Annotated in this window: 11 protein-coding genes; 5 read left to right on the top strand and 6 right to left on the bottom strand. The window is 68.8% G+C overall.

The window, feature by feature from the left end:
• The first annotated feature begins 47 nt into the window (after positions 1 to 47).
• Positions 48 to 404, top strand: a complete 357-nt coding sequence (locus ACZ54P_RS39395) for a DUF6412 domain-containing protein (RefSeq protein WP_465466720.1) — start codon at positions 48 to 50, stop codon at positions 402 to 404.
• A gap of 69 nt (positions 405 to 473) precedes the next feature.
• Positions 474 to 1,313: a membrane protein insertase YidC gene (gene yidC, locus ACZ54P_RS39390; protein WP_465466719.1), complete on the top strand. Its 840-nt coding sequence runs from the start codon at positions 474 to 476 to the stop codon at positions 1,311 to 1,313.
• Positions 1,314 to 1,446: 133 nt separating this feature from the next.
• Here yidC and ACZ54P_RS39385 read toward each other — a convergent pair whose 3' ends face one another.
• Positions 1,447 to 3,741 carry an excinuclease ABC subunit UvrA gene (locus ACZ54P_RS39385; RefSeq protein WP_465466718.1) on the bottom strand — a complete coding sequence of 765 codons (2,295 nt, stop codon included), beginning with the start codon at positions 3,739 to 3,741 and terminating at the stop codon, positions 1,447 to 1,449.
• Positions 3,742 to 3,806: 65 nt separating this feature from the next.
• Between ACZ54P_RS39385 and ACZ54P_RS39380 the strand changes: the two genes are divergently transcribed.
• Positions 3,807 to 4,763 carry a helix-turn-helix transcriptional regulator gene (locus tag ACZ54P_RS39380; protein ID WP_465466717.1) on the top strand — a complete coding sequence of 319 codons (957 nt, stop codon included), beginning with the start codon at positions 3,807 to 3,809 and terminating at the stop codon, positions 4,761 to 4,763.
• 4 nt (positions 4,764 to 4,767) lie between these two features.
• On the opposite strand, the gene ACZ54P_RS39375 is transcribed toward ACZ54P_RS39380, so the two are convergent.
• A complete protein-coding gene (locus ACZ54P_RS39375; protein ID WP_465466716.1) occupies positions 4,768 to 5,238 on the bottom strand; it encodes an Lrp/AsnC family transcriptional regulator in 471 nt (156 codons plus the stop codon).
• A 162-nt stretch (positions 5,239 to 5,400) separates the two neighbouring features.
• On the opposite strand from ACZ54P_RS39375, the gene ACZ54P_RS39370 reads away from it, so the two are divergent.
• Both ACZ54P_RS39370 and ACZ54P_RS39365 read left to right on the top strand, forming a co-directional pair.
• Entirely contained in the window at positions 5,401 to 8,877 is a 3,477-nt protein-coding gene (locus ACZ54P_RS39370; protein WP_465466715.1) for an indolepyruvate ferredoxin oxidoreductase family protein, read from the top strand.
• Between the two features lie 282 nt (positions 8,878 to 9,159).
• Positions 9,160 to 9,510 (top strand): DUF6223 family protein, encoded by a 351-nt coding sequence (locus ACZ54P_RS39365; RefSeq protein ID WP_465466714.1) that lies wholly within the window; start codon positions 9,160 to 9,162, stop codon positions 9,508 to 9,510.
• A gap of 44 nt (positions 9,511 to 9,554) precedes the next feature.
• Here the strand turns inward: ACZ54P_RS39365 and ACZ54P_RS39360 are convergent, their stop codons facing one another.
• From ACZ54P_RS39360 to ACZ54P_RS39345, 4 genes are all read right to left on the bottom strand, one after another.
• Positions 9,555 to 10,067 (bottom strand): MarR family winged helix-turn-helix transcriptional regulator, encoded by a 513-nt coding sequence (locus tag ACZ54P_RS39360; protein ID WP_465466713.1) that lies wholly within the window; start codon positions 10,065 to 10,067, stop codon positions 9,555 to 9,557.
• Between the two features lie 68 nt (positions 10,068 to 10,135).
• Positions 10,136 to 10,735 (bottom strand): TetR/AcrR family transcriptional regulator, encoded by a 600-nt coding sequence (locus ACZ54P_RS39355; protein WP_465466712.1) that lies wholly within the window; start codon positions 10,733 to 10,735, stop codon positions 10,136 to 10,138.
• 28 nt (positions 10,736 to 10,763) lie between these two features.
• Positions 10,764 to 11,852, bottom strand: a complete 1,089-nt coding sequence (locus ACZ54P_RS39350) for a hypothetical protein (protein WP_465466711.1) — start codon at positions 11,850 to 11,852, stop codon at positions 10,764 to 10,766.
• A complete protein-coding gene (locus ACZ54P_RS39345; protein ID WP_465466710.1) occupies positions 11,849 to 13,342 on the bottom strand; it encodes an FAD-dependent oxidoreductase in 1,494 nt (497 codons plus the stop codon). Before ACZ54P_RS39345 ends, ACZ54P_RS39350 begins: the two co-directional genes overlap by 4 nt.
• Positions 13,343 to 13,741 lie beyond the last annotated feature (399 nt).

Below are 13,741 nucleotides of genomic sequence, written 5' to 3'. Positions count from 1 at the left end.
AGGAGGCCCCGCAACGCAATATCGGTTTCTTCGGTAATGTCGACGACGTGGAACGAACCATTTTCGGTATCCGGCTCAAGCTGGTGCTTGCGCTGTTCCTGCCGGAGTTGTTCGTCGTCCTCCCGGTCGTCAGCGGATCCAACCCGCTGAGCCTGGCCACCGCGCTGACGGCGTCGGTCGCGGTCGCCAACCCACTGGGGCTGGCCGCCACCATGACCGCGTCGCTCGCCGTCATCCTGCTCGCGCTCGCCGCGCACTTCCGCCTGGAACCGGCGGCCGCGGCGATGAAAGTGCGCGCCATCAGCCTGCGCGAACGCGCTCAGCTGTTCCTGAGCCTGCGCGATCCCGACGCGCGCGGCCGCGTCCGGCCGAGGGCTCCGTCACGAGGCGTCGTGGCTGCCTGACTTCTCCTTGTTCGAAGGTGAGGCAGTCACTCCTGCCCACGCACCTTCAAACGACGGAGTGACCTGGTCATGTTCGATGTCTTTCTGTACCCCGTTTCCGCAATTCTCTGGTTCTGGCACAAGGTTTTCGGCGCGGTTTTGAGTCCTGGCTCCGGCGCGGCCTGGGTGCTGTCCATCGCGTTCCTCGTCTTCACCCTGCGCCTGTTACTGGTCAAACCCGCGCTCAGCGCACTGCGCGCCGGCCGCCGCACGCAGGCGCTCGCCCCGCAGCTGCGGAAAATCCAGGAGAAGTACGGCAAGGATCGCCGGCGCGTGGCGAAGGAGATCCAGAAACTCCACGCCGACAACGGTTCGAGTCCGCTGGGCGGCTGTCTCCCGGCACTGGTCCAGCTGCCGGTGTTCCTGTCGCTGTACTGGGTCCTGCGCGACTTCAGCCCTGGCGCCCAGTCGAACCACGTTTTCGACCGCGCCGAGGTCGAATCCTTCTTGAACGCCGGCGTGTTCGGCGCGAAGCTCGGCAACTGGCTTTCGCAACCGGCGGCGGAGCTGGCCGCGTTCGGCACGGACCACACCCATATGTTCGCCGTCGGGATACCGCTGATGCTGATCGCCGGCCTGGCCACGTTCTTCTCGATGCGTTCGGGCCTGAACAGGCAGACCACGGCCGCTCCGCAAGCCGTGGGGATCACCAAGCTGATGATGTACCTGGCGCCGCTCGGGATGCTGGTCTCGGGCTCGTTCTTCCCGGTGCCGATCGGGGTCCTGCTGTACTTCCTCGCCACCAACGTGTGGACGCTGGGACAGCAGCATTTCCTCACGAAGGTCGTCGACCGGGAGGAGGCGGCGCGGGCGGTCGTGAAACCCAAGGTGACCGCCCCGCGCCCCGGTCAGAAACCCCGGCGGGGCTGACCAGAAAATCGGGCTAAGAACTGTTCGGTACCGGCGTGTCGGGCAAAGCCGGATGGGGCATCATCTCGCTCTGCCCGGGAACTGTTCCCGGGCGGGTGGGTGTTCCCGGCGCCGCGAGGCGCCGGGAACGCGTTCAGCGCATCCGCAGGTGGCGGCCGGTGAGCGACGTGGACTCTTCCGCCAATGCCGAAGGCGTGCCCTCGAACACGACCGTCCCGCCGTCGAAACCGGCGCCGGGCCCGATGTCGATGACGTGGTCGGCGTGCGCGATCACCCGTTGGTTGTGTTCGATCAGGACGAGGGTCGCGCCGTCGTCCACGAGGTCGTCGCAGAGCGCGAGCAGGCGGTCGACGTCGCTGCCGTGCAGCCCGGCGGTGGGCTCGTCGAGCACCAAGCGCAGGTCGGCCGCGGGGCCCGCGTCGGCGAGGTGGCGGGCGAGGAGGAGCCGTTGCCGTTCGCCGCCCGACAAGGTGTCGAGACTCTGCCCGATCGTCAGGTAGCCGAGGCCGACCCGGTCCAGCCAGCGCAACCGCCGCGCGATGGGTGACCGCTCGCCGAACAGGGCGGCGGCGTCCGTCGGATTCATCGCCAGGACATCGGCGATGGTGCGGCCGTCCAGGCGCGCGGCGAGCGCTTCGGAGTTGAACCGGGTGCCGCCGCACGCGTCGCAACCGGTTTGGACGTCGTCGAGGAAGGCGAGGTCGGTGATGATGACGCCCTTTCCTTTGCAGACGGGGCAGGCACCCCGGCCGTTCGGGCTGAACAACGACGGAGGGTGCCCGGTGGCCTTGCCGAAGGCTTCGCGGACGGGTTCGGCGACGCCGAGCACCGTGGCGGGGGTGGATCGGATGCCGCCGCGCAGCGGAGCCTGCTCGACGACGACGAATTCGGGATGCTGCCGGGGGAGTTCGCCCGCGATCAGGGTGCTCTTGCCGGAACCGGCGACCCCCGAAACGACGGTCAGGACGCCGAGCGGCACGTCGACGGTGACGTCACGGAGGTTGTGACTGCGAGCGCCGGAGATCGTCACGGCTCCCTTGGCCTCGCGGGTCCGCTCACGGAAGTGGAGCGGGGCGCGGAGGACACGGCCGGTCTCGGTGCCGGTCGCGGTGAGTGCGTCGGGGGTGCCTTCGAACTGGACGTGACCGCCGTCGGTGCCACCGCCCGGCCCGAGATCGATGACGTGATCGGCGGCCCTGACCACCGCGGGGTGATGTTCGACCACGAGGATCGTGTTGTGCGCGTCGCGGAGCTTGGCGAGCAGTTCGAGGAGCCGGTGCACGTCATGCGGGTGAAGGCCTGTGCTGGGTTCGTCGAACACGTAGCAGACGTCGCTGAGCGCGCTGCCGAGATGACGGACGATCTTGACCCGCTGCGCCTCGCCGCCGGAGAGGGTCCTCGATTCCCGGGACAGGCTGAGATAGCCGAGGCCGACGGAATCCAGTGCGTCGAGGCGTTCCCGGAGGGCCTGCAGCAGTGGTGCCACGGCCGGATCGCGGACGGCGCCGGCGACGTCGCGCAGCTCGCCGACCGGCATCGCCGACCAGTCCGCGATGGACCGCCCGTCGATCAGGCTCTTCCTCGCCTCCTCGGCGAGGCGGGTCCCCGCACAGTCCGGGCAGGTGTCGCGGGTGACGACCCCGGCGAGCCCTTCCCGTTCCTCGGCGGTGAGGCGGGACGGCGTCTTGCGCAGGTACGAGTCACGCAGTCGCGGGACGATGCCGTCGAAGACGCCGTGCTTGGGATACTCGGGGCCGGGGTTGTCGAGAGGGAGTCCTTCGGCGTGCAGCAGGGTATCGAGCTTCGCCGACGGCAACCGTCCTAACGGGACGTCCGGGTCGACGAGTCCGGAGTGGACGAGCCGCTTCCATCGGTAGGTCCCCGGAGCGAACGTCGGGAAGCGCACCGCTCCCTCTCGGAGGCTTCGTGACCGGTCGAGCAGCCGGTCGAGGTCGATGTCGTCGACCACGCCGAGTCCTTCGCAGCGTGGGCACATCCCGCTCGGATCGTTGAACGAATAGGCGGGCGTGAACCCGGCGCTCGGCTGCCCGAGCCGCGAGAACAGCAGGCGCAGCAGCGGGGCGATGTCGCTCGCCGTGCCCACCGTCGACCGCGCGTTCCCGGTGAAGCGCCGTTGGTCGACGATGGTGGTGAAGAGCAACCCGTCGATCCGGTCGACGTCGGGCGGCGGATGCTGAGGGAGCCGATTCCGGACAAATGCGGGATAGGTCCCGTTGACCAGGCGCTCGGCTTCGGCCGCGATCGTGTCGAACGCCAGCGACGACTTCCCCGAGCCCGAAACTCCGGTGAACACCGTCAACCGGTGTTTCGGCACCCGGACCGACACGTCGCGGAGGTTGTGCGTCCTGGCGCCCTCCACCGTGATCCACCGGCCGCGCTCGGTCTGAATTCCTGGATCTTCCGACATGACGCCAGGCTACGATGAGATGTGGCCGGTTTACGGCCACAATTATCCGCCAGGTGGGAGGCGTCGTGACGGCACCACGAGAACGGATGCTGCGGTTGCTGTCGCTTCTGCAGTCCGGCCGCCAGTGGCCCGCCGCCGAACTCGCGTCGGCCATGGGAGTCCCGTCGCGCACCCTTCGCCGGGACATCGACCACCTGCGCGGCCTGGGCTACCCCGTGGAGAGCACTCGCGGGCCGGGAGGCAATTACCGGCTCGTCGCCGGCGCCGCGCTGCCGCCGCTCATGCTGGAACACGACGAGGCGATCGCCACCGTGCTCGGCCTGCGCCTCGCCGCGGCGGGCGGGACCGGCATCGACCTCACCGCCGAATCGGCGGACCGCGCCGCCGCGAAACTCCGGCGTGTCCTCCCGGCGGCCCTGCGACGGCGGACCGACGAAATGCTCGCCTCCGTCGAGTTCGGCGGCGGTGAACAGCCGCGGGTCACCCCGGACGTCTTGAACGTCCTCGCGGCGGCGATCGCGGCTCGCCGGTGCCTCGAGTTCGAGTACACCGCGAAGGACGGACCGTCGTCCCGGACGGTCGAGCCGATGCGTCTGGTCCAGCTCGGCAGGCGGTGGTACCTCTACGCGTGGGACGTCGACAGGCGGGACTGGCGGAACTTCCGCCTTGACCGGCTCACCGCGCCGAAGACGACCGAGGTGGCGTTCGAGCCCCGTGCTCTGCCTGTCGACGACGTCGCCGGTCATCTCCAAGAACGTTTCCACAGCCCGAAATCGCTCCGGATCACCTTGACCCTTCAGGTCGGCGCGAGTGAGGCGGCGGCCCGGCTCCACCGGATCGACGGGAGTTTCGAGGCACTCGGCGACCGGAGCTGCCGGTATGTCGCCTACGTCGATTCCTTCGAGTGGCTGGCCGTCGTCCTGACCCTCACCGACATCGACTTCACGGTGGAGGAGCCGGCGGAATTCGGCGAGTACCTCGCGAGAACCGGTCAACGCCTGCTGCGGGGGAGCGGGCGCTGAGGCTTCAGACGTCGTCGATGTGGGGCCATTGCTGCCCGCGGGTCCAGGAGTCCAGCACCATGAGGGTCTTCGTGCCCGTGACCTGGTGATGCCGCCTGATCTCGTCGATCGTTTGCTGAAGATGACCCATGTCGCGGACCCGCAGCCAGACGAGCGCGTCGGGATCGCCCGCGATGGTGAACACCGCCTGTGCCTCCGGCATCCGGGTGGTCGTGCGGACGATCTCGCCCACCTTGGTGGTCCCGGTGAACCGCAGTTCGGTGAACGCCTCGATGCCCCAGCCGAGTTTGGCGTGGTCGATCTGAACGGTGTAACCGACGATGACGCCGTTCTCCTGCATGCGGTCGATGCGGCGTTTGACCGCCGCGGTGGACAGCGTGACCCTGGCCCCGATGTCGCCGAGGGTGCGCCGCGCGTCCTCCCGCAGCAGTTCGAGGATTTCGCGATCGGTCTCGTCGATGAGCTGGTCCGCCATGGACCAGGATGGTACGCAGACGCAACGGATATCGCCCACCGCTGGATATGGCCCGGATATTTTGCGTGTGAAGAGGCAATAGGCTGCCCCTTGTTGCGGCAGGGCCGGGGGTCCGGTGTCCTGTCCTGAAATCGCGCGGGGGCGCCGAAGGAGGCAGGTCTGGTGGAGCAGTTCACGTTGGAGGACCGGTATCTGGTCGAAGACGGCACCGTTTATCTCAGCGGGGTCCAAGCGCTGGTCCGGATGCTGTTCGACCGCGTGCGGCACGACCGCGCCACCGGGGCATCCCCCGCGGTGTTCGTCTCCGGCTACGAGGGTTCGCCGCTCGCGGGCTACGACCTCGAACTCGGCCGCCGGTCCGTCCTGCTCGAAAAGCACAACGTCGTGCACCGCCCCGGCCTGAACGAGGAAATCGCCGCGACGGCGGTGATGGGCAGCCAGCTCACCGCGTCGGTCGGTTCCTCGGCCGGCGGCGTCACCGGGTTCTGGTACGGTAAGGCACCCGGTCTGGATCGGGCGACGGACGCCCTGAGGCACGCCAATCTCGCGGGCACCGACCCGGCGGGCGGTGCGGTGGCGCTCGTGGGCGACGATCCGAACGCCAAGTCCTCCTCGGTGCCCTGCGCCTCCGAACTCGCGCTGGCCGATCTGTCCATGCCGGTGTTCTTCCCCGCCGATTCCCAGGACGTGCTGGACTTCGGCCTGCACGCGGTCGAGCTGTCCAGGGCGAGCGGGCTGTGGTCGTCGATGAAACTCGTGGCGAACGTCGCCGACGCCGCGGGCACCGCCCAGGTCCGGCCACAGTGGACACCGCCTGAGCTGGCTCTGCCCGCGTACCGGCACAAGCCCAGCTCCCGGCTGCTCGGCACCACGCTGATGGCGCTGGAACGCAGCCTCTACACCGAACGCCTGCCGCTGGCCGTCGAATACGTGCGGGCGAGCGGGGTCAACCGGATCGTCGCGCGGGGACCGGCGGACCGCGTCGGCATCGTCACCGCCGGAAAGTCCTATTTGGACCTGATGCAGGCCTTGCGGCTGCTCGGGTTGGACGCCGACGCGTTGTCCCGGCACGGGATCCGGATCCTCAAACTCGGCGTCATCCATCCGCTCGAACCGTCGATCATCCGCGAGTTCGCCGACGGCCTTGCCGAAATCGTCGTGGTGGAGGAGAAGCGCTCCTTCGTCGAAGCGGCGATCAAGGACGTGCTCTACGGCACCGCCGGAGCCCCCGCCGTCCACGGCAAAACCGGCCCGGACGGCCGCACCCTGTGCACCGAACTCGGCGAACTCGACCCGGACGCCATCGCCAGGGCGCTGGCCGGACGGCTCAGTGAGCACCACGAGATCCCCTCGGTGACCGCGTGGCGGCAACGGCGGCGCCGTGAGCGCATCTCGGTGCCACTGCTGACCCGTACGCCGTACTTCTGCTCCGGCTGCCCGCACAACTCCTCGACCAAGGTGCCCGAGGGAACCGTGGTGGGCGGCGGCATCGGCTGTCACGCCATGGCGTTGTTCATGGAACCGGAGCAGGTCGGGGACGTCGTCGGCTTGACCCAGATGGGCGGCGAAGGCGCGCAGTGGCTCGGAATGGAGCCGTTCGTCGAAGCCTCGCATTTCGTGCAGAACATCGGCGACGGCACGTTCACCCACTCCGGCAGCCTCGCGGTGCGGGCCGCGGTCGCGGCCGGGGTCAACATCACCTACAAGATCCTCTACAACGCGACCGTCGCGATGACCGGCGGACAGGACGCCGTCGGCGGGCTCCCGGTCGAGCGGCTGGCGTCGCTGCTGCTGGTCGAAGGCGTCGCCAAGGTGGTCATCACCAGCGACGAGCCGAAGCGGTTCCGCGGTGTCCGCCTTCCCGACGGCGTCGAGGTCCGGCATCGCGACGAATTGCTGAGCACACAAGAGGAACTGGCCGGCGTGCCCGGGGTGACGGTGCTCATCCACGACCAGGAATGCGCCGCGGAGAAACGCCGCAAACGCCGTCGCGGCAAGCTGGCCACCCCAGCCGCCAAGGTCGTGATCAACGAGCGGGTGTGCGAGGGGTGCGGCGACTGCGGCGAGAAGTCGAACTGTCTGTCGGTGCAGCCGGTCACCACCGAATTCGGCCGTAAGACCGCGATCCACCAGTCTTCGTGCAATGTGGACTATTCGTGCCTGGCGGGGGACTGCCCTTCGTTCATGACGGTGGTGCCCACCGGACGGAAACAGCGGCGGCAGGCGGGAGAGATCGCCGCCGCCGAGCTGCCGGAGCCCGCCACCACGGGCACCGACTTCTCCGTGCGGATCACCGGCGTCGGCGGGACCGGCGTGGTCACCGTCGCGCAGATCCTCGCCACCGCCGCCGTACTCGAAGGCAGGCAGGTCCGGACCCTGGACCAGACCGGCCTCGCACAGAAGGGCGGCGCCGTCGTCTCGGATCTGAAGATCACCGCCGAGCCGACGGCGCAGGCCCCGAAGCTCGCGGCCGGCGAATGCGACCTCTACCTGGCCTGTGACGTCCTCGTCGGCGCCGACCCGGCGCAGCTGGCGGTGGCCGATCCCGGCCGTACGACCGCCGTGGTCTCCACGACCGAGGTGCCGACCGGCCGGATGGTCGTCGACACCACCGTGTCCTTCCCCGACGCCGCCGCCGTCCGCGGCGCGATCTCCGAGAGCGCGGCGCGCACCGTGGCGCTCGACGCCAGGGCGCTGGCGGAGACCCTGTTCGACGACGACCAGTTCGCCAACATCCTCCAGCTCGGCGCGGCGCATCAGACCGGCGCCATCCCGCTGGCCGCGGCCAGCCTGGAACGCGCGATCGAACTCAACGGGGTCGCCGTCGCGGGCAACCTCCAGGCGTTCCGGCGAGGACGGCAGCTCGTCGCCGATCCCGATGGCCTGCACGAGGCCGTCACGCCTCCCGCCGTCGCCACGACCCCCGCTCCGTCGGAGGCGGCTCTCCGCGCTCGCGCGCTGGTGCACGCCGAGCCTGGCTCGGAACTCGCGCGCCTGCTGGACATCCGCGTCCCGGAACTCGTTCGGTACCAAGACGTTCGCTACGCGCGGGAGTACGCCCGATTCGTCGAGCGCGTCCGGGTCCTGGAAGGGGACTCGACCGCCGTCACCGAAGCCGTGGCCCGCAACTTGCACAAACTGATGGCGTACAAGGACGAATACGAGGTCGCGCGGCTTTCCCTCGATCCGGCCGTGCTCGCGGGGATCGAGGCGGAGTTCGGCGTCGGCAGCCGCTACGCCTACCGCCTGCACCCGCCGGTTCTCCGCGCGCTGGGGATGAAGCGGAAGATCGCGCTGGGGCCGGGGTTCCGCCCGTTGTTCGTCGCGCTGCGCGCCGCCAGGAGGGTGCGCGGCACGCGCTGGGACCCGTTCGGCAAGGCCAAGGTCCGGAAGGTCGAGCGGGAACTCGTCGGCCAGTACCGGGAGACGATCCTCGCCGCGTTCAGTGCCGGGGACCTCGATCGGAGCAGGCTCCTCGCCCTGGCCGAACTGCCCGACCTGATCCGCGGCTACGAGGACGTCAAACTGGCGAACGTCGAGGCCTATCGCCGGGAACAGGCGGCGCTTCTTTCCCAGCCGGAGCCGCCTCTGGGCCGAACGGCACAGGAAAGTGGGGTCGTTCTACCCCGAACGCGCTAGCCGAGGATGACGACTAGCCGGGTACAGAAGCAAAAGGACCGCCAGCACCCCGGCGGCGATCGCCCAGTCTCTCGCACCGATTCGTGCCTCGCGCATTCCCGAACCCTAACCGGACGGCGGCTCGAAGTGATCCTCCGTGAAGACCACGGCCGGCTACCGCGTCCGTGGTAGTTCCCGGGTTTCTGCCGCGGTGATGACAGTGCCGGATGTCTGCGTCCGCGCGACGACGAGTGGTGGGCGCGGCGGACAGGATCGGCGGGCCACCGAGAGAAGGAAGAACTCATGTCCGTTCATGTCTTCGCCCAGCAGACCGCCGACCTCTACACGCTGAGCCAAGGGCGGCTCGGATCCATCGTGGCCGGGGTGCTCGGCCTGATCGGTGTCGTCGCCGGTGGGCTCGCCCGGGCTCGGTCCGCCGGCCGGTTCGGCAGCGGCTCCGGGCGGCGCGGCGCCATCGTGGCCGTCGTGACGGCGGCGATCGGGATGGTCCTGGCCGGGCTGGTCGTCGCCACCTCCGACGGGGGCATCGGAACCGGCAACGGGCTGGCCGGGGCCTTCGTGGCACTGACCATCGGGCTGGCCGCCCTGCTTCTCGGCGGACTAACGCTGGCTCGTTCCCGGCGTCGCGGGTAAGGAGAAGGACTCGTGAGTGATTTGGGTCGTTCTAACGACCCGGATCACTCACGAGACCGCTCCGCTTGCCCGACCGGACACACCGTGCCGTCGGTGCAACTCGCCCTGTCGCACAAGCGGCACAACAGATCGGCGTTTCCGACGTCCGCGTAGAGGCGGGTCAGCAGTTTGCCCAGCAGATCGGCGAATTGGTCCTGCTCCTGCTCGCTGAGCTCTTCGATCAAGCCGGTCAGTCCCGCGCCCCGCGCCTCCAGCAAGGTGTTCGCCGCCTGCCGTCCCGCCGAGGTGAGTTCGACGGCTACCTCCCGGCCCTGGCGAGGGCGCCGTTCGAACAACCCGCTCCGCTCCAGCGAGTCGACCATGCGGGCCGCGGCCGATTGGCTCAGCCCCACCCGGCGGCCCAGCTCGGACACACTCAACCCCGAATCGGCCGACGCCACCACCAGGGCCGCCGCGCCGCTGGCGCTGACCCCGACCTTTCGGTGCGCCTCCGCCAGTACCCGGTCGGATACGGCCAGCGCCGCCGCGCCCAGCAGGTTCGCCGTCCTTGCTTGCATGACTCATGCATAACGGGTCTGGCGCCGGCCCCGCAAGTCGGACCAGCCGCCTTATCAGGCCCAGCTGGTCATCCGCCCAAAGCCGGCCCGATCCACCGGCGGACGAGTTTCCGCAGCTCGTCGTCGTCGAGCGTCGCCGCTGAGGGATAACGCAGAAAAGACAGGAAGAGTCGCATCAGGATCTCGGCGAGGCCCTGGAGCTCCTCGTCGGTGGTGACGCCGACGGCGGTCCAATCGACCGGCACGTTCCGGAGTATTCGCGCACCGAGGGCGAAGGCCGGGGCGGAGGCGACTTCGACCGTGAAGAAGTCGGTCTCGCCCGCCTCCAGGAGCAAGCCGAGGTAGGGCTCGTCGGGGACCGTCCGGACGGCGAACACGACGGATTCCACGGCCGCCTCGGCGGCGCTGCCGAACGACGCCAGATGGCGTTCCATTCGCCCGGCGAACTCCTCGACGCCCGCCAAGGCGACCGCGCGGAGGATCTCCGCCAAGCTCGGGAAGTAGCGGTAAACGGTCTGCCGGGTCACGCCGGCCTCCGCGGCGACATCGGAGAGGCTGGTCTTGGCGAGCCCGACCCGGTCGATACAGGCCGTCGCCGCCTCGACGATCCGGCGCCGTGCTTCGTCTTCGGTGCCGGGTGGGTTGCCCTGCCATCCATGGTGCCCCATGCGCTCCATCTTCCCCGAGAGGAACGCCTCAGCCGGTGGCAGGTGCCCTCCGGTACACCGCGGCCAGCACCGAACCCGCCCCGAGGAAGCAGATGAGCGCGTAGAGGCCGCTTCCGAGCGGAGTGCCGTTTTCGGTGAAGCCGTTCTTCGCGGAGAGGTACGCCGGCAGGGCACTGAGCCAGAACGCGGCCATGCCGCCCAGGTAAAGGCCGGGATAGAAGCGGGCGAAAGCGGACAACGGTTCACTCTGCCCGCGATCCGGGGATCGCAGATGTGACACGAAGATCCAGGCACCTGCCACCCAGAGCAGGGCCAACTCGATGCCGAGGACCCACGCCTGCGCCGTCGTATTGGGCTCATCCCCGCCGAACAAGCTCGACGGGATACCGGCGATCGCCATCGTCAGCGGTGTGAGGACACCGGCCACCAGGATGCGTAGGGCCAGCGACGGCCCGCGTCGCGGGCGGCTGGTCAGCCGCACGACCAGGTAGGTCATGGCGCCCATCGAGACGGAGGCGAACAACAGCATGCTGTTCATCGGCACCGACGCCAGCGCGGGGTGGTTGACGATGCGGTTGTCCCCGTTCCAGGCCCACCATTTCAGTTGCGGCCCAAGGTGATCGAAGACCTCGTAGAACACCTGGCAGGCGAAGGCGACGGCCACTGATCCGGTGAGCGCGCCGCGGCGCCGGAAAATGCCGAGCGACCGCACGAGTTCGTACGCGACCTGACTGATCACCGGGTAGAACGCCACGATGTAAAGCGGCAGCCGATCCCACATGAACTGCACGGTGAACTGGTTGTGGGCGAAGATGAAGCCGTACTGCTGCTCGAGACCGAACCACTCCGGGAAGTACAACGGAGGTTCGATCACGAAGAGATAGACGAGCGAAGCGAACCACAGCGCCAAGTTCGTCGGATCGCCTGAGCGGTGGCGGCGGATGGCGTGCGCCAAAGCGAAGACGGCGCCGCCGATGATGAGGATTTCGAGTAGCGGCATCGTCGGCTCGGCGAGATCCCACGGGAAGCGGAGCGAGACCACGGGGGAGACGTCGTGGCAGTCGAACCCGAGATCGCGGGTGACGGCCTCCGCTGCCGGCCCGCATACGGCGCTCATCGCGCGGGCGCCGACGCCGAGGCCGCGCTGTCCGGTGAGTAGTCGGTGGCGGGTGGTTCGGCCTGCGGATCGAAGCCGAACGGAACGCGGTGCTTGCCCAACGCGGCGCGGACGCGGTAGCGCAGAAGCCCGGCCAGCACCCGAGGATTCCGCATCATGGCCCCCAGCGACTCGTCGAGATTGAACACCTTGGCGAAGTGTTCGTCGACCACCGGATCCTCGCGGGCGGCACCGACGATGAGACTGAACGCCGGGCTCGACATGGCCGCGACGACGCGGCGTCGCCATTCGGGCAACTTCTCGGTCCCCACCGCGCACTCGTAGCCGCCGTCCCTGGCCATCGCCAGGCGCCACGGGACGCTGAGCAGTTTGCGTTGTGCCGCGAGGAATCGCGAGGAGAACTTCAGGTCGAGGCGATCGGCGCGCGCGAGATGGTCACGCAGCAACAACGCCGAACCCGCCGCGGAACTGATGCCTTGCGCGTAGAACGGGTTGAACGCGCAGATCGAGTCACCGACGAACAGCAAACCCTTCGGTGGAGTGCGCAAAAGGTCGTAGCGCCGCCACTTGTTACCGGTCGAGCGGGTCAGGTGCACCTCCGAGGTGGGGGAGCACCGCTCCATCGCCTCGGCGAACAACGGCGTCCGCACCCGGCGGGCCGCCTCGACGAACGTGTCGGTGGTGCGAGGCATCTCGATTCCCCATGAGCCCATACAGGCGATGACGCGGTTGCCTTCGATGGGGAAGAAGTTGACCAGGAACTCGTGTTCGGCGGGATGTTCGCCCTTGTCCGGGGTCGGCATGATCACCAGGTGCCGCCACCACCAGGACGGCGGCCGCTCCGCCGGGGAGGGCAGGTCGTACCAGCGTGAGGTGTAGGTGACCTTGGCGTCGAGGGTCCGTACTTCGGGCTCGGGCCAGCCCGCGGCCGCCAGCCAGCCGCTGACCGAGGAACCGCGGCCCATCGCGTCCACCACGAAGTCGGTGTCGACCTGCTCGGCGCCGTCGGGGGTGGAGAAGTCGACACCGGTGACGGCCCCGTCGGGAGTGCCGCCGTTGCGTACGGCCAGGCCGGTCACCGCGACCCCTTCGCGGATGGTCACGTTCGCCAGGCCCCGCACCTTGTCGCGCAGCACCCGCTCGATGAGGATCCGCGAGCTGTAGATCATCGTCATCGTGCCGCGTTTGCGTGCTGACCAGCCCTCGCCGTCGAGGTAGGCGGCGTCCATGGACGGCATCAGATGCAGTCCGCCCGCGGCGATGAGGGCGTCTTCGAAACCGGGGAAGAGCTCCCCGATCGCGCGACGGCCCGAGTTCAGCAGGAAATGCGGATGTTTGCTCTGCGGCACACCACGCCGGTGCTCGGCCTCCGCCGGGAGCTCGTCGCGCTCCAGCACCAGTACTTCCTCGAAGTGCGGGGCGAGCGCTCCCGCGGTGCACAGACCGGCGGCGCTGCCACCCAGGACGACGGCGGTCTTGCCGAGCCGCATGCGAATCAACTCCCGTCATTCATACAAAGTGACGTTGAATGTATGAATGACGGGAGGCTGGTGTCAAGACTGTTCGCCGACGCTCCACCGGTCGCGAGGACGAGTCTGGCCGCCGCGGATGCGTTCGAGCTCGTCGCGCGAGAGTGTGTCCACAATGGACATGGATTGTGGGGATGACCTGACCGCCGACCCGCTACGAAGACCCCGGCGCGGCACCCTCCACCGCGCCGCTTGGTCCCGCACCCGAGGAGCCCTCCAGCAGGTGCCCGGGGGTCGTGAGTGGCGATTCGGGTTAGAACCCGAATCGCCACTCACGACCAACCCAGCCCACCCCTCGCCGGCAGCCTCAAGTCAGGACACGCCGAGGTGGCGCGCGATCAGCATCCGCTGCACCTCCGA

The organism is Amycolatopsis sp. NPDC034160 (assembly GCF_055575355.1).
This window is presented reverse-complemented; position numbering and strand designations above follow the sequence as displayed.

Bases quoted from the DNA above. Each gene is read 5' to 3' on its own strand.
- yidC (WP_465466719.1), top strand. From the start codon at position 474: ATGTTCGATGTCTTTCTGTACCCCGTTTCCGCAATTCTCTGGTTCTGG.
- ACZ54P_RS39385 (WP_465466718.1), bottom strand. From the start codon at position 3,741: ATGTCGGAAGATCCAGGAATTCAGACCGAGCGCGGCCGGTGGATCACG.
- ACZ54P_RS39375 (WP_465466716.1), bottom strand. From the start codon at position 5,238: ATGGCGGACCAGCTCATCGACGAGACCGATCGCGAAATCCTCGAACTG.
- ACZ54P_RS39365 (WP_465466714.1), top strand. From the start codon at position 9,160: ATGTCCGTTCATGTCTTCGCCCAGCAGACCGCCGACCTCTACACGCTG.
- ACZ54P_RS39360 (WP_465466713.1), bottom strand. From the start codon at position 10,067: ATGCAAGCAAGGACGGCGAACCTGCTGGGCGCGGCGGCGCTGGCCGTA.
- ACZ54P_RS39355 (WP_465466712.1), bottom strand. From the start codon at position 10,735: ATGGGGCACCATGGATGGCAGGGCAACCCACCCGGCACCGAAGACGAA.
- ACZ54P_RS39350 (WP_465466711.1), bottom strand. From the start codon at position 11,852: ATGAGCGCCGTATGCGGGCCGGCAGCGGAGGCCGTCACCCGCGATCTC.
- ACZ54P_RS39345 (WP_465466710.1), bottom strand. From the start codon at position 13,342: ATGCGGCTCGGCAAGACCGCCGTCGTCCTGGGTGGCAGCGCCGCCGGT.